24 protein-coding genes and 2 tRNA genes are annotated in these 19,501 nt (G+C 68.9%); 17 read left to right on the forward strand and 9 right to left on the reverse strand.

Features of this window, described 5'->3' with window-relative positions:
- A partial coding sequence (locus tag N802_RS20485; RefSeq protein WP_245613925.1) for an HNH endonuclease signature motif containing protein occupies positions 1–764 on the forward strand: 764 nt, incomplete at its 5' end.
- 18 nt (positions 765–782) lie between these two features.
- Positions 783–1,172 carry a cupin domain-containing protein gene (locus N802_RS12140; RefSeq protein ID WP_035916623.1) on the forward strand — a complete coding sequence of 130 codons (390 nt, stop codon included), beginning with the start codon at positions 783–785 and terminating at the stop codon, positions 1,170–1,172.
- Here the strand turns inward: N802_RS12140 and N802_RS12145 are convergent.
- On the reverse strand, positions 1,141–2,055 hold the full coding sequence (locus N802_RS12145) for a hypothetical protein (protein ID WP_035916625.1): 915 nt from the start codon (positions 2,053–2,055) through the stop codon (positions 1,141–1,143). The two genes, N802_RS12140 and N802_RS12145, sit on opposite strands and share 32 nt — an antisense overlap.
- Positions 2,056–2,184: 129 nt before the next feature.
- Between N802_RS12145 and N802_RS12150 the strand changes: the two genes are divergently transcribed.
- The 5 genes from N802_RS12150 (at position 2,185) to N802_RS12170 (ending at position 5,840) form a co-directional block, all read left to right on the forward strand.
- Complete coding sequence (locus N802_RS12150; protein ID WP_052109893.1) at positions 2,185–3,021, forward strand: SGNH/GDSL hydrolase family protein; 837 nt, start codon at positions 2,185–2,187, stop codon at positions 3,019–3,021.
- A gap of 38 nt (positions 3,022–3,059) precedes the next feature.
- A complete protein-coding gene (locus N802_RS12155; RefSeq protein ID WP_211254406.1) occupies positions 3,060–3,323 on the forward strand; it encodes a globin family protein in 264 nt (87 codons plus the stop codon).
- Between the two features lie 4 nt (positions 3,324–3,327).
- Positions 3,328–4,101 (forward strand): fumarylacetoacetate hydrolase family protein, encoded by a 774-nt coding sequence (locus N802_RS12160; RefSeq protein WP_035916630.1) that lies wholly within the window; start codon positions 3,328–3,330, stop codon positions 4,099–4,101.
- A 132-nt stretch (positions 4,102–4,233) separates the two neighbouring features.
- On the forward strand, positions 4,234–4,587 hold the full coding sequence (locus N802_RS12165; protein WP_035916631.1) for a YciI family protein: 354 nt from the start codon (positions 4,234–4,236) through the stop codon (positions 4,585–4,587).
- On the forward strand, positions 4,584–5,840 hold the full coding sequence (locus N802_RS12170) for an RNA polymerase sigma factor (RefSeq protein ID WP_035916633.1): 1,257 nt from the start codon (positions 4,584–4,586) through the stop codon (positions 5,838–5,840). The genes N802_RS12165 and N802_RS12170 overlap by 4 nt, the downstream gene beginning before the upstream one ends.
- On the opposite strand, the gene N802_RS12175 is transcribed toward N802_RS12170, so the two are convergent.
- The gene (locus N802_RS12175) at positions 5,812–6,024 is read right to left on the reverse strand and encodes a dodecin (protein ID WP_035916635.1); all 213 of its coding nucleotides are present in this window, start codon (positions 6,022–6,024) and stop codon (positions 5,812–5,814) included. The genes N802_RS12170 and N802_RS12175 overlap by 29 nt on opposite strands.
- A 77-nt stretch (positions 6,025–6,101) precedes the next feature.
- Here N802_RS12175 and gltX point away from each other — a divergent pair, with 77 nt between their 5' ends.
- From gltX to N802_RS12190, 3 genes are all read left to right on the forward strand, one after another.
- On the forward strand, positions 6,102–7,643 hold the full coding sequence (gene gltX / locus N802_RS12180; RefSeq protein WP_035916639.1) for a glutamate--tRNA ligase: 1,542 nt from the start codon (positions 6,102–6,104) through the stop codon (positions 7,641–7,643).
- Between the two features lie 116 nt (positions 7,644–7,759).
- A tRNA-Gln gene (locus N802_RS12185) sits at positions 7,760–7,831 on the forward strand.
- A 99-nt stretch (positions 7,832–7,930) separates the two neighbouring features.
- Positions 7,931–8,003, forward strand: a tRNA-Glu gene (locus N802_RS12190).
- Between the two features lie 71 nt (positions 8,004–8,074).
- On the opposite strand, the gene N802_RS12195 is transcribed toward N802_RS12190, so the two are convergent.
- Positions 8,075–8,818 (reverse strand): IclR family transcriptional regulator, encoded by a 744-nt coding sequence (locus N802_RS12195; protein ID WP_035916641.1) that lies wholly within the window; start codon positions 8,816–8,818, stop codon positions 8,075–8,077.
- 134 nt (positions 8,819–8,952) lie between these two features.
- On the opposite strand from N802_RS12195, the gene leuC reads away from it, so the two are divergent.
- The 3 genes from leuC to N802_RS12210 all read left to right on the forward strand — a co-directional run bounded on the left by leuC (position 8,953) and on the right by N802_RS12210 (position 12,041).
- Positions 8,953–10,383 (forward strand): 3-isopropylmalate dehydratase large subunit, encoded by a 1,431-nt coding sequence (gene leuC / locus N802_RS12200; protein WP_035916857.1) that lies wholly within the window; start codon positions 8,953–8,955, stop codon positions 10,381–10,383.
- A gap of 1 nt (position 10,384) precedes the next feature.
- The gene (leuD, locus tag N802_RS12205) at positions 10,385–10,972 is read left to right on the forward strand and encodes a 3-isopropylmalate dehydratase small subunit (protein WP_035916642.1); all 588 of its coding nucleotides are present in this window, start codon (positions 10,385–10,387) and stop codon (positions 10,970–10,972) included.
- Positions 10,973–11,366: 394 nt separating this feature from the next.
- Entirely contained in the window at positions 11,367–12,041 is a 675-nt protein-coding gene (locus tag N802_RS12210) for an HU family DNA-binding protein (RefSeq protein WP_035916644.1), read from the forward strand.
- A gap of 90 nt (positions 12,042–12,131) precedes the next feature.
- Here N802_RS12210 and N802_RS12215 read toward each other — a convergent pair whose 3' ends face one another.
- Positions 12,132–12,341 (reverse strand): hypothetical protein, encoded by a 210-nt coding sequence (locus N802_RS12215; protein WP_035916648.1) that lies wholly within the window; start codon positions 12,339–12,341, stop codon positions 12,132–12,134.
- Between the two features lie 9 nt (positions 12,342–12,350).
- Complete coding sequence (gene cofC / locus N802_RS12220) at positions 12,351–12,974, reverse strand: 2-phospho-L-lactate guanylyltransferase (protein WP_169743433.1); 624 nt, start codon at positions 12,972–12,974, stop codon at positions 12,351–12,353.
- Here cofC and N802_RS12225 point away from each other — a divergent pair.
- Positions 12,973–13,893 carry a lysophospholipid acyltransferase family protein gene (locus tag N802_RS12225; RefSeq protein WP_342666761.1) on the forward strand — a complete coding sequence of 307 codons (921 nt, stop codon included), beginning with the start codon at positions 12,973–12,975 and terminating at the stop codon, positions 13,891–13,893. The two genes, cofC and N802_RS12225, sit on opposite strands and share 2 nt — an antisense overlap.
- Positions 13,890–14,888 (forward strand): NAD(P)H-dependent glycerol-3-phosphate dehydrogenase, encoded by a 999-nt coding sequence (locus tag N802_RS12230; RefSeq protein ID WP_035916650.1) that lies wholly within the window; start codon positions 13,890–13,892, stop codon positions 14,886–14,888. Before N802_RS12225 ends, N802_RS12230 begins: the two co-directional genes overlap by 4 nt.
- On the opposite strand, the gene N802_RS12235 is transcribed toward N802_RS12230, so the two are convergent.
- Complete coding sequence (locus tag N802_RS12235) at positions 14,885–15,961, reverse strand: trans-sulfuration enzyme family protein (protein ID WP_035916652.1); 1,077 nt, start codon at positions 15,959–15,961, stop codon at positions 14,885–14,887. The genes N802_RS12230 and N802_RS12235 overlap by 4 nt on opposite strands.
- Before the next feature lie 50 nt (positions 15,962–16,011).
- Between N802_RS12235 and N802_RS12240 the strand changes: the two genes are divergently transcribed.
- A complete protein-coding gene (locus N802_RS12240) occupies positions 16,012–17,133 on the forward strand; it encodes a D-alanine--D-alanine ligase family protein (protein WP_035916655.1) in 1,122 nt (373 codons plus the stop codon).
- Positions 17,134–17,152: 19 nt separating this feature from the next.
- On the opposite strand, the gene N802_RS12245 is transcribed toward N802_RS12240, so the two are convergent.
- The gene (locus N802_RS12245; protein WP_245613926.1) at positions 17,153–17,605 is read right to left on the reverse strand and encodes a DUF3515 family protein; all 453 of its coding nucleotides are present in this window, start codon (positions 17,603–17,605) and stop codon (positions 17,153–17,155) included.
- Between the two features lie 2 nt (positions 17,606–17,607).
- Positions 17,608–17,841 carry an Lrp/AsnC ligand binding domain-containing protein gene (locus N802_RS12250; protein WP_035916658.1) on the reverse strand — a complete coding sequence of 78 codons (234 nt, stop codon included), beginning with the start codon at positions 17,839–17,841 and terminating at the stop codon, positions 17,608–17,610.
- Between the two features lie 130 nt (positions 17,842–17,971).
- Here N802_RS12250 and thiL point away from each other — a divergent pair, with 130 nt between their 5' ends.
- Positions 17,972–18,976: a thiamine-phosphate kinase gene (thiL, locus tag N802_RS12255; RefSeq protein WP_245613927.1), complete on the forward strand. Its 1,005-nt coding sequence runs from the start codon at positions 17,972–17,974 to the stop codon at positions 18,974–18,976.
- A 175-nt stretch (positions 18,977–19,151) separates the two neighbouring features.
- Here thiL and rpmB read toward each other — a convergent pair whose 3' ends face one another.
- Positions 19,152–19,346, reverse strand: coding sequence for a 50S ribosomal protein L28 (gene rpmB / locus N802_RS12260; protein ID WP_009778186.1), 195 nt, complete (start codon positions 19,344–19,346; stop codon positions 19,152–19,154).
- Positions 19,347–19,501: the final 155 nt, after the last annotated feature.

Genomic DNA, 19,501 nt, shown 5'->3' on the forward strand with positions numbered 1-19,501 from the left:
ACACCCGCGGGAAGGGTGCCTGGCTGACCGACCGGGCACTGGAGCTGCTCAGTGGTCGCGCGCCGGGTCAGCCGCAACCCGTCGAGGTCAACCTCGTCATGACCGACACGACCCTCCTCCCGGCCGCGTTCGGTGGGCAGGCCCCGGTCGATGACTGCGCCACGATCCCCGGATGGGGTGTCGTCCCCGGGACCCATGCACGGCAGTGGGTGGCCGACCTACTGAACCAGCCGCGCGCCGCCGACGGTGGGCCTGACGCGGACGCGTTCGTGTGGTTGCGGCGACTGTTCACCGACCCCACCGGGCGCGACCTCGTCGCCCTCGACTCGGTGCGGCGCCGGTTCCACGGCGGCCTGCGCCACTTCCTCGACCTGCGGGACCCGACCTGCCGGGTCCCGTGGTGTGACGCACCCGCGATCCAGGCCGACCACACCACCCCAGTCCACGCCGGCGGCCCGACGAGTGCTGGGAACGGTGCCGGGCTGTGCCAGCGCCACAATCTCGTCAAGGAAGAGCCCGGCTGGCACGTGAGCGTCCAGTCCACCGGCCTCGACGGGACCGGACCCCACGACCTGCGGATCACCACCCCGACGGGGCACGCCTACGACTCCACCTCCCCACCGATCCTCGGTGAAGGCTGGACCCCACGCATCCCCGAGCGCGACGACTGGGTCCCCGACGACCCCAGCACGTGGATCGACGACTGGTCCGACCACTACGACGACTTCGAAGCCGCCATCCACGACGACGCCTGGGCTGCCTGAGGCCCGTAGGCTGGGCGCGTGCACGACCCGGCGCTCCCTTGCTCTCTCGTCACCGCTGACGAACTCCAACCCGGCGATCCCACCCCGGGCATGAGTCGGCGAGTCGCTTTGAACACCGAGACGATGTGGTCCGGCACGGTCGACACCGACGCAGGCGCGGTCTCCGGCTGGCACCACCACGGTGACCACGACACGACCCTCTACATCGTGTCGGGCACCCTGCGGCTCGAGTCAGGGCCAGGAGGCGAGAGTGTCATCGAGGCTGGACCCGGCGACTTCCTGCGGGTGCCAGCGGGCGCGATCCACCGCGAGTCGAACCCGGGCGATCAGAGTTCGCGCGCCGTCATCGTGCGGTGCGGCTCGGGCCCTCCGACCATCAACGTCGAGGGGCCGGCTGACCACGCCTGACCGCCGGATCATCCAGCACGCCCAGAATCCTGTGGCGCAGCACGTTCGACCGCTCCGAGAAGGCTCTCTGACGCTCCATGTATGCCGTCTTGCCCGCCGCGGTCTCGATCCTCACCGGCTCGACGCCGTAGCCCGACAAGTCGTAGGGCGAGGCTTCCATGTCGAGCAGGCGGATCTCCATGGCGAGGTCGAAGCAGTCCATCGTGAGCTCGCTCGGGATGAGCGGCGTCAGCTTCGTCGCCCACTTGTAGACGTCCATGCCGGCGTGCAGACAACCCGGCTGCTCCAGGGCCGACTGAGATTCCCGTGTCGGCTGGATCGCGTTGCGTGGCACGGCATCCGGCGTGAAGAACCGGAACGCGTCGAAGTGACTGCAGGCGATCTGATGACGTTCGACAACCTCGTCCGTGGCCGCCTGGCCGAGGCGCAACGGCACCTGCTGATGCCTCACGTCCCCTTCGCGAGCCCGATAGACCATCGCCCATTCATGCAGGCCGAAGCACCCCAACCGTGCTGGACGGGACGCAGTGGCCGACAGCAGCCCGCGGATGAACTCGACGGCGCTGCCCCGCGCAACTGTGAAGGCATCGACGTCGAGCTCGACAGCGTCACCGACGACCCGGTAGTGCTTCCAGGATGCCCGCTCCGACCCGGATGCCCCATCGAGGCGCACGCCGGGCCCCGGGTGCCAGCGGCGCAACTGGGCCGGCGTCGTGGAGTAGTAGGAGAACAGGAAGTCCTCGATCGGATGCGCCTCGCCCCGCCCTCGTCGCCCGCGATGCCCTGCCGTCGCCTCGTCCACCCGTGCCGCGTGCGCCGACTCGCGTGCCGCCCACTCCTCACGGGTCAGCGTGGGCGCGGCGGGGGAGGGGACGGAACTCATGACCCGACAAGGGTAGGCGAGCGAGGGCTGAGTCCGCGTGACCCGATTTCACCGTGCACGGGCGATCGCTGTGCGACGATCCGACGACGTCCGCAACGGCGCGGACCGTGACCGTCCGGAGTTGAACCCATGCGTCGAGTCCTCACCCTCGTCATCGCGTCCCTGATCGCGGTCGTCGTCCCGTCCGCAGCGCAAGCGAAGCCGGACCCCAGCGCGGGCAAGGCCACGAGTTGGTATCTCGCGCTCGGTGACTCGCTCGCCGCCGGCTACCAGCCCGGTGTCGGCGACGATCGACGTGGTGGCTACGTCGGGGGGGTGCTCGACGCTTTGCAGGACAGCGCTCCCAAGGCCAAGCTCCGCAACATCTCCTGCTCGGGTGCAACGACAACCTCGCTCATGGGCACCGACCGGTGCGACTACGAGGCAGGCAGCCAACTCGCGGCTGGCGTCGAGTTCCTCAAGGCCCACAAGAGCAAGGTCGACCTCGTCACGATCGACGTCGGCGCCAACGATGTGACGCCATGCCTGCGCGCAACCGACATGGTGACCTGTGCGCTCACGGCCGTCGCCACGGTCGAGCGAAACCTCACGACCATCCTCGGCGAACTCCGCGCGGCGACGGGCCCCGACACTCAGATCGTCGTCCTCAACTACTACAACCCGTTCCTCGCCTCCTGGCTCACCGGACCCGCGGGGCAGCAGTTGGCCGGGCTCACGAGCTTCCTCCAGACCCTGCTCAACAACGGTGTCATGCGTGCGGCCATGTCCGTGGACGCCGACGTTGCAGATGTCGCCACCGCGTTCCGGTCGACGAACACGACTCCCGTGTCCTCGCCGTTTGGCACCGTCCCGACGAACGTCGCGACCGTCTGCGCGTGGACGTGGATGTGCAGCAAGAACGACATTCACGCCAACGACGCCGGGTATGCCGTGCTGGCCGACACCGTTTCGGCTCACCTTCCCTGACCTGCCGGGTGTCGTACCCGAGTGCTTGATTGGGTGGCATGACCACCTCGATCTATGAGGCAGCGGGAGGGCGGACGGGATGCTTCGCCTCGCGACGGCATGGCATGAGCGCGTCCTCGCCGACCCTCGCCCGCCTCACATGGGATCGCGCCCTCGAGGACTGCGGTTTGGACGCTGACCCGGCACTCAGGACGACCTTGCACGACTATTTCGCGAACGGCATTCGGCGCATGGCTGAGCACCCGGAGACGCCCGACACCGTCCCGGACGGTCTCAGGCTCGAGCAGTGGACCCTAGAGTGACCCCGTGCGTATTGCGAGATTCACGACAGGTGAGGACCCGGCATACGGGCTGGTCGACGGAGCAGGCGAGAAGATCGCCGAGATCACCGGAGACCCGCTCTACACGAAGATCGAACTGACGGGGGCCACCCACCTCGTCGAGGACGTGCGCCTCCTCGCGCCGGTCATCCCGCGGAGCAAGGTCATCGGCATCGGCAAGAACTACGCCGACCATGCCAAGGAGATGGGTGGCGAGGCGCCCAAGACCCCGCTGATGTTTCTCATCCCCAACACCGCCGTCGTCGGTCCGGGTGACCCGGTCGTCATCCCGCGGATCACCGAAGAGGTGAGTTACGAGGGCGAACTCGCCGTCGTCATCGGACGCATGGCCAAGAACGTCAGCGTCGACGAGGCGCTCTCAACGGTCTTCGGCTACACGATCGCCAACGACGTCACCGCACGCGACCTGCAACGGGGGGACGGTCAGTGGGCCCGGGCCAAGGGCATGGACACCTTCTGTCCGCTCGGCCCGTGGATCGAGACCCAGCTCGACCCGGCTGCGTGCCGCATCCGCACGACCCTCGACGGTGACGTCGTCCAGGACGGTCCGACGTCCGACATGATCCACGGCGTGGCCGAACTCATCGCCCACGCATCGCAGTCCTTCACCCTGCTCCCGGGCGACGTCCTCCTTACCGGCACCCCGGCGGGCGTCGGGCCCGTTGTCGCCGGTCAGCGGGTCGACGTCGAGATCGATCAGATCGGCACGCTCAGCAACCCCTTCGTCGCCGCGGACTGAGCCGCTCTGGCGCTACCGGAGAAAAGTTCGCACGAGCTGTCGTATCCATCGACTCCCGTTCGTGGAGAGGATGAGACGACGCCACAGGGCGCCAGCGAAGGCGGCCCGTCGCTCGCACGAAGGAGACGCACCATGACGAAGTACATGCTTTCGGTTGTCGGCACCGTCGATGACGAGATGCCTTCGGACGAGGTCATGCAGGAGATGTACGCCACGGTCGGACGCTTCAACGACAAGCTGACGGAGGCCGGCAAGTGGGTCTTCGGCGGCGGCCTCGCGCCGATCGAGTCCTCGACGACCGTCGACGCCACGGGGGACAAGCCCACCGTCACGGACGGTCCGTTCTCGGAGGCCAAGGAGTTCCTCGGAGGGTTCTGGATCATCGAGGCGGCCGACCTCGACGAGGCACTGCAGTGGGCCAAGGAGGGCTCCGCCGCCTGTGGTGGAGCCGTCGAGGTCCGTCCGTTCGACGACGCATCCCAGTGACCGCTCTCGGCGCGGACGCCGTCGCTGACGTCGTCCGTGCCGAGTACGGCCGCGTCGTGGCCGGACTCATTCGTCGCTTCGGCGACATCCAGCTCGCCGAGGACGCCCTGGGTGAAGCGCTCGTCATCGCGCTCGAGCGGTGGCCGCAGGACGGTGTCCCACCCAACCCCGCCGGGTGGCTCACGACGACGGCCCATCGCAAGGCGCTGGACCACCTGCGCCGCGAGAAGGTTCGCGACGAGAAGTACGCCGAGGCAGCCATGCTCACCGACGACACCATCCCGGAGCCCACCGGACCGGTCACGGACGATCGGCTCCGGCTGATCTTCACGTGCTGTCACCCGGCCCTCGCGGAGCCGGCGCGGGTGGCCCTCACGCTCCGACTCCTCGGCGGTCTCACCGTCGCCGAGATCGCGAATGCCTTCCTCGTTCCCGAGACGACCATGGCGCAGCGAATCACGCGGGCCAAGGCCAAGATCGCCAAGGCCCGCATTCCCTATCGCATCCCCGACCAAGCAGACATCGCCGAGCGGCTCGAGGGCGTGCTCGCCGTGCTCTACCTCGTCTACAACGAGGGTTACCTCAGTTCCAGCGCCGACAACGCCGACAGGCAGGACCTCGCCGAGGAAGCGATTCGACTGACGCGGGCAGTCCGGTCCATCTCCAGCGGGATTGGCTCGCCGCCCGAAGTCGACGGCCTTCTCGCGCTCATGCTCCTCAGCCAGGCACGTCGCCCTGCTCGCATCGCGGCAGGCGGCTCCCTCGTCACGCTCGACGAGCAGGACCGCACCCGCTGGGACGCCGACCTCATCGACGAGGGCCACGCGCTGGTGCGGGAGTGCCTCCGCCGCAACGCTCCCGGCCCGTATCAGATCCAAGCGGCGATCCAGGCTGTACACACCGACGCTCTCGACGCGTCCCTGACGGACTGGGCGCAGATCGCCGCACTCTACGACCAGTTGATGGTGCTCCAACCGACCCCGATCGTCGCCCTCAACCGCGCCGTCGCCGTCGCCGAGTTGGACGGGCCCCACGTGGCACTGGCCGTGGTCGACGGACTGAAGCTCACGGCATACGCACCATGGCACGCAACCAGAGCGGACCTGCTCCGCCGTCTGGGACGGGAGGACGACGCACGACGCGCGTATGCCGCCGCGATCGCGACCACGGAGAACCCTGCGGAACGTGCGTGGCTGGCTTCGCGACGCGAGTCGCTGGGTGGGCCTACTTCTCGACGCGGAAGCCGAGCTTGATCCCGACCTGCCAGTCGGCGACCTGTCCGCCCTCGCCGAGGTGACCGCGAATCTCGGTGACCTCGAACCAGTCGAGGTTGCGCACACTGGAACTGGCTGAGGTCAGGGCGTTCTGCACCGCCGCCTCGACACCCTCGGGGGAACTGCCGACGAGTTCCGAGATCGCGTAGACGTGATTGGCCATGAGGTGCCTCCGGACATCGAGCCGGACGCCGGTCGCCCGGTCCTGATCCCCAACGTAGACCCTAGAATCGGCCCATCATGAGCGAACAGCCGACCTCCGCCGCCCCTGAAGCCAGCAGCCCCCGACTTCGCGTCGCCCCGTCCCCGACGGGAGACCCGCACGTCGGCACGGCCTACATGTCGTTGTTCAACCTCGCGTTCGCGCGACAGCAGGGAGGTCGCTTCCTCCTGCGCATCGAGGACACCGACCGAGCGCGCTTCCAGGCCGACAGTGAGCAGCAGGTCTACGACACCCTCCACTGGCTGGGCCTCACGTGGGACGAGGGTCCCGACGTGGGTGGGCCGTTCGCGCCCTATCGGCAGAGTGAGCGTCTCGACACGTATCGCCCATACGTCGAGCGGCTGCTCGACGAGGGCAAGGCCTACTACTGCTACTGCTCGGGGGAGCGGCTCACGCAGATGCGCGAGATGCAGCAGAAGACCAAGCAGCCCACCGGCTACGACCGTCTCTGCCACGGGAAGACGCGTGAAGAACGCGCCGAGCTGCCCGGGTTCAGCGAGAAAGACCCGGTCGTGCGCATGTTCATCCCAGACGACGCGCCGCTGACCTTCGAGGACCTCATCCGCGGCACGGTGTCGGCGCCTCGCCCGGACGACCAGGTGATCCTCAAGGCAGACGGTTTCCCGACCTATCACATGGCGGTCGTCGTCGATGACCACGAGATGGGCATCACCCACGTCGTGCGCGGCGAGGAGTGGATCTCGAGCACGCCCAAGCACATCCTGCTCTACCAGTGGCTCGGCCTGGAGCCGCCGAAGTTCGCGCACATGCCGCTGCTGCGCAACGCCGACAAGTCCAAGATCTCCAAGCGCAAGAACCCCGCGGCACGCCTCACGTGGTTCCGCGAGGAGGGCTACCTCCCCGAGGCGCTCGTGAACTTCTTGGCGCTCCTGGCCTATCCGCCGGTGATCGAGGAGGACGGGACCGAGCGTGAGGTCTTCACGTTCCGCGAGTTCAGCGAGGGCTTCGACTGGAAGAAGGTCAATCCGGTCGGCCCGATCTTCGACCTCAAGAAGCTCGACTGGCTCAACGGCGTCTACATCCGAGAGCTCGACCTGGGCGACTTCACCTCGCGCCTGCTGCCCTTCCTCGAGCGCGACGAGATCCTGTCGGGCAACCCGTCCCTCGGTGAACTGGGTCGCCTCAAGGCAGTCGCTGAGCTGATCCAGACCCGCATTGCCCACCTCAACGAGGCGTCGGCCCTCGTCCGGCCGTTCTTCGTCGCGGACGACGCGCTGGAGATCGCCGACGACGCGCGCGGACAGCTCAAGGAGGACGCCGGCCAGGTGCTCGACGCGGCGCTCGCTGCACTCGGTGACATCGACGACCACGGCACGGGTGTGCTCGGCACCGACAGTGGGTGGAACGCGGGGGCGATCGAGGCCGCGCTGCGCGAGTCCATCGTCGAGGGCCTCGGGATCAAGCCCAAGTTCGCCTTCGGTCCGCTGCGCACCGCCGTCTCCGGCCAGCGCATCAGCCCGCCGCTCTTCGAGTCGATGGAGATCCTCGGCAAGACCTCCACGCTGTCCCGACTCCGGGGCCTGCGCGACAGTCTCTGAGCTCTGGCGGGGGCCGGTCGACCCGCGATTTGGGAGTGGAGGGGGTGGCCGGTAGTATCACTCCTCGGTTCACCGGTGCGGTTGGTCTTCGGACCGAAGCAAAGGTGATACCCCCTTGGGGTATGGTGTAATCGGCAACACTACGGTTTCTGGTACCGTCATTCTAGGTTCGAGTCCTGGTACCCCAGCTTGGTCAATGTCCTTGTGGCACAGGCCGATTCGGAAGATTCACCGTTCTGCGGTAGGCTTCCACCCGCTGTCCGGCTCGCCGGTTCAGCACCAGCTAGGGCCCCGTTGTGTAGCGGCCTAGCACGCCGCCCTCTCAAGGCGGTAGCGCGGGTTCGAATCCCGTCGGGGCTACTCGCAAGAAGTCCCCGCCACCTCCTCGAGGTGGCGGGGACTTCCGCGTTGTATGCCGTGTGGTCGCCCCGTCAGGCCGTGTGCTGCTCCTCGGCCGTCTTGGCGTGACGCGCCAGAACCTCGGTGAGCTTGTTGGCGCCGGCGATGACCGTCGCGGCGTGGAGGCGGCCGGGCTGCCTGGAGAGTCGCTCGATGGGGCCGGAGATCGAGACGGCAGCGATGACGCGACCGGAGGGGGAGCGCACCGGCGCTGACACCGAGGCGACGCCGGGCTCGCGCTCGCCGACACTCTGTGCCCAGCCCCTGCGACGCACCCCGGAGAGGGTGGTGGCGTTGAACGCCGAGCCCTGGAGTCCGCGGTGCAGGCGGTCCGGCTCCTCCCAGGCGAGGAGCACCTGGGCGGCGGAGCCAGCGAGCATGGTGAGGCTGGCGCCGATCGGGATCGAGTCGCGCAGTCCTACGGGGCGCTCGGCCGCGGAGACGCAGATGCGGTGGTCGCCCTGCCGGCGGAACAGCTGGGCGCTCTCGTTGGTGTGGTCGCGCAGGGCTCCGAGAACCGGGCCGGCAGCAGCGAGCAGGCGGTCCTCGCCGGCAGCCGCCGCAAGTTCGCCGAGGCGCGGCCCCAGGACGAACCGACCCTGCATGTCGCGGCCGACGAGGCGGTGGTGCTCGAGCGCGACCGCGAGGCGGTGCGCCGTCGGGCGAGCCAGCCCTGTGGCCGTGACGAGCTGTGCGAGAGTCGAGGGGCCGGCTTCGAGGGCGCTCAAAACGATGGCGGCCTTGTCGAGAACGCCCACGCCACTGGTGTTGTCCATGTCTTGATATTGCCGTCCCAAGCCGTGAGACGCAAGTCCCACGTTGCGGACGGCGTGCCAACCTCGGTCTGAGCGACGTCGCCCACGTCTGATGGAGGCGGCGTCCCGGACCCGTTTTCGTGGAGGTGTTGGCCGTGGGCAAGACCCTGGCAGAGAAGGTGTGGGACGCACATGTCGTGCGTCGTGGCGAGGGCGAGCCGGATCTTCTCTACATCGACCTCCACCTCCTCCACGAGGTCACGAGCCCCCAGGCGTTCGACGGGCTGCGCCTCTCTGAGCGCCCGGTTCGGCGGCCCGACCTCACGCTGGCGACCGAGGACCACAACGTCCCCACGACGCCGGGTCCGATCACCGACCCCATCAGCCTGACCCAGGTCCAGACCCTGCGCCGCAACTGTGACGAGTTCGGGATCAAGCTCTATCCCATGGGCGATGCCGAGCAGGGCATCGTGCACGTGGTCGGCCCGCAACTCGGCCTGACCCAGCCCGGCATGACGGTGGTGTGCGGCGACAGCCACACGTCCACGCACGGCGCGTTCGGTGCCCTTGCCTTCGGCATCGGCACCTCTGAGGTCGAGCACGTCCTCGCGACGCAGACACTGCCCCTCAAGCCGTTCCGCACGATGGCCATCACCGTCGAGGGCGAGCTGCAGGAGGGCGTCTCGGCCAAGGACATCGTCCTCGCCGTCATCGCCAAGATCGGCACCGGCGGCGGTCAGGGATACGTCCTCGAGTTCCGGGGCAGCGCGATCCGCGCGCTTTCCATGGAGGCCCGGATGACCGTCTGCAACATGTCGATCGAGGCCGGTGCACGTGCGGGCATGATCGCCCCCGACGAGACGACCTTCGCCTACCTCGAGGGCCGAGACCACGCGCCCAAGGGTGCCGACTGGGATGCCGCGGTGGCGGCGTGGCGCGAGCTCCGCACGGACGACGACGCCGAGTTCGACAACGAGGTCATCATCGATGCGGCCTCGCTCACGCCCTTCGTCACGTGGGGCACCAACCCCGGACAGGGCGCGCCCCTCGGCGAGGCCGTTCCGGATCCGTCGACGATGGACGACTCCGAACGCCACGCGGCCGAGCGCGCCCTCGAATACATGGGCCTGGTCGCCGGCACGCCCTTGCGCAACATTGCCGTGGACACGGTCTTCGTCGGCTCCTGCACCAACGGTCGCATCGAGGACCTTCGCGCGGCGGCCCAGGTCGTCAAGGGTCGCAAGGTCGCCGACGGTGTGCGCATGCTCGTCGTGCCCGGCTCCGCACGCGTGCGCCTGCAGGCCGAGGCCGAGGGTCTCGACGCGATCTTCAACGAGGCAGGTGCCGAGTGGCGCCTTCCCGGCTGTTCCATGTGTCTGGCCATGAATCCGGACAAGCTCGCGCCGGGGGAGCGCAGCGCGTCGACGTCCAACCGCAACTTCGAGGGGCGTCAGGGCAAGGGCGGCCGCACGCACCTCGTGAGCCCGCTCGTCGCGGCGGCCACGGCCATCCGGGGCACGCTCTCCAGCCCGTCCGACCTGGAGCCGGTCGCAGCTCCCGCCGAACTCGCCACGCAGGAGGCCTGACATGGAAGCCTTCACCACTCACACCGGTATCGGTGTCCCGCTGCGTCGCAGCAACGTCGACACCGACCAGATCATCCCAGCGGAGTACCTCAAGCGCGTGACGAAGTCCGGCTTCGAGGACGGCCTCTTTGCTGCCTGGCGCACCGACGAGACGTTCATCCTCAACGACCCGTCGTATGCCGCGGGCTCGGTTCTCGTCGCCGGTCCCGACTTCGGGACGGGCAGCTCGCGCGAGCACGCCGTCTGGGCGCTCATGAACTACGGCTTCCGCGTGGTGATCTCCTCGCGCTTCGCCGACATCTTCCGCGGCAACAGCAGCAAGGCGGGACTCCTCGCCGCGCAGTGCAGCCAGGATGACGTCGAACTGCTCTGGAAGCTCCTCGAGAACGAGCCGGGCACGTCGGTCACGGTCGACCTCGAGTCCCGCACCGTCACGGCCGGCGACCTCACCGCCGCGTTCCAGGTCGACGACTACGCCCGCTGGCGCCTCCTCGAGGGCCTCGACGACATCTCCCTGACGCTGCGCCACGAAGGTGACATCACGGCATACGAGAGTGGTCGTCCGGCTTGGAAGCCCGCCACGCTCTGAGCGTCACGGCGTGCGACACGCCGTGTGGGAGTGGGCAATTCGCGTCAATGATGCGATGCCCAGAGTGTGGCTGATGTGACGCGTGTGACTTGATCCGTGCCCTGCGCGACTACGTCTGGTCCCGAGGGGCAACCTTCGTTCGTCAATGAATCAGGTTGTGACACAGGGGAACTCGCGATTTCTGAGGGCCTCGAGCCATCGGTGGAGGCGCTCCGTCTCCGTCGAAGATGGGTCTGCCCGGGTGTGGCGAAAGTGCTTGTGCGACAACGGAACACGCCCACATGGTGGTGGACTCCATGCGCGCACCGTCCTACCGTCGAGACAGGTCAGGTGACTCGCCTGGTCGCACACACATCGTCGGGTCGTCCCGGCGGGCGCACACGATGGAGAGACAGTGAACAAGGGAGAACTCGTCCGGGAGCTCGAAAAGCGTCTCGGCAGCCGCAAGGCAGCGACCGAGGCCCTCGATGCGGTCCTCGACACGATCGTTCGTGAGGTCACCAAGGGCGGCAAGGTCGGCATCACCGGCTTCGGAACCTTCGACAGGGTCGAACGCGCGGCCCGCACCGGGCGCAACCCGCACACGGGCACCAGCGTCCGCATCGCCAAGTCCAAGGCGCCTCGCTTCCGTGCCGGCGCGGCGTTCAAGACCTACGTCAAGAAGCCCTCGACCCTTCCCAAGGCGTCCCCGGCGGCCCAGCGCGCGAGCGCCGGCACGGTGACCCCGGTCAAGGCCGCCGCCAAGAAGGCGGCTCCGGCCAAGAAGACGACGGCGAAGAAGACCGCGACCAAGGCGGCCCCGGCCAAGAAGGCGGCGCCCGCGAAGGCAGCGGCGAAGAAGGCGCCGGCCAAGAAGGCGCCCGCCAAGAAGGTCACCGCGACCAAGGCAGCAGCCAAGAAGACGGTGACCAAGAAGGCCGCACCCGCGAAGACAGCGGCGAAGAAGGCGCCCGCCAAGAAGGTCACCGCGACCAAGGCAGCAGCCAAGAAGACCGCGACCAAGGCCGTGGCCAAGAAGGCTCCCGCGAAGAAGGCGCCCGCCAAGAAGGCGTCTGCCAAGAAGAAGTGAGCGGCTGAGCGTTCGCTCGCACCGCACAGAGACAGGGTCGGCGCCTCAGGCGTCGGCCCTGTCGTCTGCGCGGAGGGGACGCGCGACGGCTCAGCGGATGACTTCGCCCTCGCCGATGCCCACGATCCACAGGCGGGTGACGTCGGTGCCCTCGACCTCGATGCTGACCCGCTGGCCGACCCGGACGTGGCGCAGGGAGCTTCCGGCGAAGACTTCGCTCGGCCACGTCATGAGCTGCCCGTCATCGAGCAGTGCCGAGCCGGAGCCGTCCTCGGCGAAGGTATGGATGCTTGCTTGCACACCCCGACGCTATCGCCCGAGGATCCGCCGCGTGCGCGGACCCAAGGTGCGTTGCACCTCGGGATGGCGCAGGGACGACTCGTCGTCGACATCGTGACGCAGCCCGGGCAGGTCGAGGTCGAGACGGGCATGGCCCAGGGCGGCGTGCCGATCGGCGCTTCCGGGGCCGAAGGCCACCTCGGGAGCGCTGCCTGCCGTCGTGCCCAGCAGGGCGGTGCCCGTTCCGTCGCTGTCCGGGACGAAGAACGAGGTATGCCGTGCGCCGGCTTCCAGCGCGGCGCCCAGCTCGGCGTCGGTCAGGGCAGGGTGGTCGCCCAGGAGGATCGCGACTTGGCCCGCACCATCGGCGAGCGCGGCGGCCACGCCGACAAGGCACGCGGCGTCGAGACCCTGCGCGGGGTCGGTCGCGATCACGTGTCCGGATGCGCGCGCGTGAGACACCTCGTGGGGGTCGCTGGTCACGACCACGACGCGTTCGGCACCCACGACTCGACCGGCGACGGCGAGGGTGTCGTGCGCGATCGCTGCGACGAGGTCGGCGTCGTCAACGGAGCGCCGCAGGCGTGATTTGGCGCCCGGGCCACCCTTGATCGGCACGACGACCCACCACTGCGTCGGCTCGGGCGAGGGCATGAGTTCGATCCTGCCGTCTCCCGCGAACATGCTCGACATCGACCCCGCGGCAGACCAAGATGTCGTGTGCCACCGACGGCACACAGACGAGAAGGACTGCATGAGAACCGGCCCGCGCCACTCCCCACCGGCATACCGGTTCGCTGTCACCGTCCTGCGCCCGCTGCTCATGTCCCTGACGAAGCGGCAGTGGAGCGGGGCCGAGCACCTCCCTCGCGACCGCGGGTTCATCGCGGTCTCCAACCATGTGTCCCACGTGGACCCGTTCGTCTTCGCCCACTTCCTCAACGACGAGGGCATCGTGCCGCACTTCCTCGCCAAGGTTGAGGCGTTCAAGGTCCCCGTGGTCGGGGCTGTCCTCCGCGGCGCCGAACAGATCCCCGTCTACCGGGAATCGGGTCAGGCAGGGGACGCCTACGGTGCCGCCGTGGCAGCGATCGAGGACGGTCAGTGCGTCGCGATCTATCCCGAGGGCACGGTGACTCGCGAGCCCGCACTCTGGCCGATGCGCGGCAAGACCGGCGCCGCGCGCATCGCCCTCGCGACTGGGTGCCCGGTCATCCCGATCGCGCAGTGGGGCGCCCAGGAGATCCTCGCGCCCTACGCCCACCGACCCAGCCTGCTGCCCCGGCACACGATGCAGGTGAGCGCGGGCCAACCCGTGGGTCTTGACGACCTCCGCGACCAGCCCGTCACAGCCGAGGTGCTCGCCGAGGCCACGGAACGCATCATGGCGGCGCTCACCAGTCAGCTCGAAGTGCTGCGGGGAGAGACTGCGCCACCAGGCCGCTTCGACCCCAAAGTGCACGGATTGACCCTGACGGGTCGTCCCAAGGAAGTGACGTCGGACCCGTCGAAGCGAGCCCGTGCCGCAGAATGGGGCGACGACGACCCCGACGACGTGGAGGATCAGGCGTGACGACTGCAGCGGTTTTCGGTACGGGCAGCTGGGGGACCGCGTTCGCGGCCGTCATGGCCGACTCGGGGACGGACGTGAGGATGTGGGGTCGTCGCCCCGAGGTGGTCGCGGCGATCAATGCCGGCCGCAACGACGAGTACCTCCCCGAGCTGGCGCTGTCGTCCCGGATCTCGGCGACCTCCGACCCCGAGGAGGCAGCCGCGGGGGCCGACATCGTCGTGCTCGCCGTGCCGTCCCAGACGCTGCGCGACAACCTCGGCACCTGGGGCTCGGCGCTGCCGGGCAATGCTGATGTCGTCTCCCTCATGAAGGGTGTGGAGCTCGGTACGACCAAGCGGATGAGCGAGGTCATCGCCGATGCCGGAGGCGTGGATCCGCAGCGCGTCGTCGTCGTCTCGGGTCCCAACCTCGCGCGCGAGATCGCCGTGCGTCAGCCGGCGGCGAGCGTCGTCGCCTCCTCGAATGCCGGCGCGGCGCAGCGGGTCGCGGACGCCTGCGCGGCGCCGTACTTCCGGCCCTACACCGGACCGGACGTCATCGGGACAGAGATCGCTGGGGCGACCAAGAACGTCATCGCGCTCGCGGTCGGCATGGCCGAGGGCCTCGGGATGGGCGACAACTCGAAGGCGTCGATCATCACGCGTGGCCTCGCCGAGACGACCCGTCTGGGCTGCGCCCTGGGTGGGGAAGCCGTGACGTTCGCAGGTCTGGCTGGCGTCGGTGACCTCATCGCCACGTGCATGTCGCCGCTGTCGCGCAACCATAGTTTCGGCGTCCGACTCGGTCAGGGCATGACGGTCGACGAGGTCATCGCGGTGACGAAGCAGACGGCCGAGGGCGTGAAGTCGTGCACGTCGATCCTCGACCTCGCACGCCACCACGGCGTGGACGTGCCGATCATCGAGCAGGTCGACGCCATGATCACCGAGGGCAAGGCGGCCCAGGATGTCGTCGACGCACTCCTGTCCCGGCCCCGCAAGGCCGAGACCGGCTAGATCGACCCCAGCGCCCGGTCCAGGTCGCGCCACAGGTCCTCGACGTCCTCGATGCCGACCGAGAGGCGCAGCAACTCCTCGGGCACGGCCTCGGGCTCACCCGGCTGGCGGCGGCGACGCTCGATCTGGCTCTCGACCCCACCCAGGCTCGTGGAGTGCGTCCAGACCTGGGTCGCGGCGGCAACTCGCTCGGCCGCGGCCGCATCGCCGGCGACGTCGATTGCGAGCATCGCACCGAAGCCGGGGTAGCGGACCTTGGCGACACCCGGGTGTGCGCCCAGTCGGGAGGCCAGCTCGGAGGCGTTGGCGCTGGCCCGCTCGAGCCGCACCGAGAGGGTCCGCAGACCGCGCAAGGCGAGCCACGTCTCCATGGGTCCGGCGATCGCGCCGTGGAGCTGGCGGTGCCGCCTGATCCGTTCGTGCAGCGCGCGCCCGGAGTCGGTGGAGCCGGTGACGGCGGCGCCGAGGATGAGGTCGCTGTGACCGGACAGGTACTTGGTCACCGAGTGCACGACGACGTCGACACCCCACTCGAGAGGCTGCTGGAGCAGGGGTGTGGCGAAGGTGTTGTCGGCCACGACGAGCACGCCGCGCTCGCGTGCTGCCTGGGTCAGTGCGGAGACGTCCGCGACGTCGAGCAGCGGGTTGGTGGGCGACTCGATCCACAGCATGGCCGCACCGTCGAGGGCCGCGACCACGCCTTCGGTGTCGGTGATCTCGACGTGCGTCACGACGACGTCCCCAGCCTCGGCCCGATCGGCCAGGGTGACGAGCGTGCCGTTGTAGGCCGCGGTCGGGACCACCACGCGCCCGCCGTGCGGAACCAGTGACAGGGCTGCGGCAATCGCGGCCATGCCGGAGGCGAAGACGAGTGCATCGCCGCCCTCCAGCGACCCGAGGGCCTCCTCGAAGGCCGACCACGTCGGGTTGCCGCCTCGGGCGTAGTTCACCGGACCGTCCGCGTGATAGGTCGAGGTCAGCGTGAGCGGCGCTCCGACCTGCTCACCGGGCTCGCGCGGCGCGCGGCCCAGGGCGACGACACGGGTGGCTGGCTGGAGCTCGTCGTGATCCACCCACGCAGCGTATGCCGGGTGCTCGCCTTCCCGGGATAGTGTCTCTCGCGATGAACACCGAGAAGAGTCCCAAGCTCCGCGTCGCCCTCGTCTTCGGAGGGCGCTCGTCCGAGCACGCGGTGTCGTGCGCGACCGCGGCGAGTGTCCTGTCGGCGCTCGACCCCGAGCGCTACGAGGTCATCCCGATCGGGATCGCCAAGGACGGCAGCTGGGTGCTCGCGCCGAACGACCCTGAGCCACTGCGCCTCGCGCCGGGTCACATCCCGGAGGTCGACGCCTCCGGCCCCGGCGTCCTCGTGCCCACGAGTGCCACGGCCAGGCACCTCATCGTCCACGAGCCGGGTCACGCACCGCGTGAGCTCGGAGAGGTCGACGTCGTCTTCCCACTGCTCCACGGTCCGTTCGGCGAGGACGGCACGATCCAGGGGATGCTCGACCTGGCCGACGTCCGCTATGTCGGGTCGGGCGTCACGGCGTCCGCCGTGATGATGGACAAGCACATGATGAAGGTCGTGTTCCAGGCCGCGGGGTTGCCGGTGGGCCCCTACGCGGTCATCTCCGACCGCGAATGGGTTCGCGACCCCGAGGCAGCGCTGGATGCTGCGGGCGCGTTGCAGTTCCCCGTCTTCGTCAAGCCGGCTCGGGCCGGGTCGAGCATGGGCATCACGAAGGTCGACGCGCCGGAGGACCTTCGGGCCGCGGTCGAGGCGGCTCGCGAGCACGACCCCAAGGTCGTCATCGAGCAGGGAATCGTCGGTCGCGAGATCGAGTGCGGCGTCCTCGACGGGCACGGGACCGATGCGCCGCGCACGAGCCCTCTCGGGGAGTGCATCGTCGTCAAGGGTCACGAGTTCTATGACTTCGAGGCGAAGTACCTCGCGGAGGACGACATCCGCCTCGAGGCACCGGCCGATGTCTCACCCGAGGTCGCCAAGGAGATCGCCCGCATGGCGGTCACGGCCTTCGAGGCGGCGGGCTGTGAGGGCCTGGCCCGCTGCGACTTCTTCCTCACCGAGTCCGGCGAGATCCTCATCAACGAGATCAACACGATGCCGGGCTTCACGCCGAGCTCGATGTATCCGCGAATGTGGGCGGCGGCCGGCCTGACCTATCCCGAGCTCATCGACGAGCTCATCACCCTCGCGATGGAGCGTCGCGTCGGCCTGCGCTGAGGTGTCGTCGAACTGACTCTCAGCGGCACGCCAGGGTGTTCTTCGGGAGTTTCTCGGCTGCGGCTGTGAAGGCCGGGAGGAGTAGCGGCTCAGGCGCGTAGTCGCTCGGGATGAGCACCTCGATCGCGGGGTCCCGCCCGAACGTCGTGAACCGCGTGCCGTCGCTGAGCTTGCTGGCGACCCACCCCATCTCGTCGACCTCGATGCAGTCGTCGGTGGTGGGTCCGAGAGCGGGGACGCCGCACCTCGCGATGATCGCCGGATCGCCGTATGCCGCACCGGCGTTCGCGTCGGTGACCTCACGACGTGCGTGGTCGCCCGCGGAAGCCGGCCACGCGGAGGCGACGTCACGGCATACGTCGCCGGTGGCGAGGGGAGTGGGCGCGATCTCGACGGCGGACGAACAACCGGACAGCACGACGACGGCGGTGGCGCCGAGCGCCACCGCCGTCGAGCGAATCCGGGTCGGCACGGTCAGACGTGGACCACCGTGCAGGTGAGGGTGCGCGTGATGCCCTCCACCTCCTGGATCTTGGCGATGACGAGCTTGCCCAGCTCGTCGACCGTCTCGGCCTCGACGCGGGCGATGCAGTCATAGGGGCCCGTGACGTCCTCGGCGAGGGCTACTCCCGGGATCGCTGCGATTGCCTTGGCCACTGCCGCTGCGCGACCGACTTCGGTCTGAATCAGGATGTAGGCCTGGACCACTGGGTGTCACCTCACTGTCGTTGGGGCACGGCCTCGAGCCGCGGTGTCTGCACGGTACCGTGCCGGTGGTCCTCAAGTCTCGGGTGGAACAGGTGGTGGACGTGTGGTCGCACACACGACGATCGGCTCGGTGAGCGAGTCAGACCTCCTCGCACGCATCATCCCCATGTTCGGGGAGAGCCCCTTCGCCGGTGCCGGGGTGGTCGTGCCGCCCGGTGACGACGCGGCTGTCATCGAGGCGCCCGGCTCGGTCGTCGTCACAACGGACTCGATGGTCCGGGGTCGCGACTGGCGCGACGACTGGTCGAGCGGCCATGACGTGGGCATCAAGGTCGTCGCGCAGAACGTGGCGGATGTGGCTGCGATGGGCGCCGTCCCCACGGGGTTGCTCGTGTCCGTTGCGGCCGACCCCGAGACGCCGCTCGACTGGGTCATCGACCTCACGGCCGGGATCGCCCAAGGGGCGGAGGATGCGGAATGCCCCGTCGTCGGGGGAGACCTGTCATCGGCTCCGGCCGGGGTGGTCGTCGTCGCCGTGACCGCGTTCGGGGACCTGCAGGGGCGCCCGCCGGTCCTGCGATCGGGGGCGCGCGTCGGGGACGTCGTCGCCGTGGCTGGCTCGCTCGGATGGTCGGGAGCCGGGCTCGCCCTCTACGAGGCGGACGCACGGCCGACGACGCTGTCGCTTCCGCCGCACGAGCACACTGAGCGGGACAAGAACATCGTGGTGCTCCAGTGGTATCACCGTTCGCCTCGACCACCGTGGGAGTCGGGTCCGGTCGCGGCCCTCGCCGGTGCGACGTCGATGATCGACATCTCCGATGGCCTCGTCCGGGACGGGGGGCGCATCGCCACGTCGAGCGAGGTCGAGCTGGCCCTGGACGAGGAGGTGCTTCGGGGCTACCTCTACGCCTTCGAGGGCGCCCTCACGCCCGGCGAGGGCTGGCGACAGATCCTCTCCGGAGGGGAAGAGCACTCGCTGCTCGCGACGTTCCCGTCCGGTTCGGTGCCGGACGACCCCGAGGCCCCGTGGACGGTCATCGGCGAGGTCGTCGAGGCAGGGCCCGACGGACCGCGGCTCACGGTCGGTGGAGTTGTACCGAGCGTGACCGGCTGGGACCACTTCGCCGGCTGACCGGCATACCCTCTCGACTTTCCCGCCGGAAGTGGGTTCTTCGGGGATGGGGCGACTTCCTTGGTGCTGCGAACCCCGAACTTCCCGCCGGAAGTGCCCGCGCCAGAGCGGCCTGACATGCGAAAGGGGCGCCGACCGCGAACGGTCGGCGCCCCTTTCGGGAACAGCTAAGGGGTCAGCGCTTGACCTTGCCTGCCTTGAGGCAGGAGGTGCAGACGTTGAGACGCTTCGGGGTCACACCCTTGTCACCGACAAGAGCCTTCACGCGCTGGATGTTGGGGTTCCAGCGACGCTTGGTGCGGCGGTGCGAGTGCGAGATGCTGTGGCCGAAGCCGGGTCCCTTGCCGCAGACATCGCAGTTGGCAGCCACGGGTGATCTCCTTGAGTCAGGTTTCATACGAGACGCAAGGATGAGCCAAGCGTCTCAGGTCGAGGTTTTCCGGTGCCCGCCCCGGATGGGGCTCACGCGGAACCGTCAAAGCGTAGCGGAGTTCGGGTGTGGCTCCAAAACGAGTCAGCGCCGCC

It is taken from the genome of Knoellia sinensis KCTC 19936, assembly GCF_000768705.1.
Lineage (GTDB): Bacteria > Actinomycetota > Actinomycetes > Actinomycetales > Dermatophilaceae > Knoellia > Knoellia sinensis.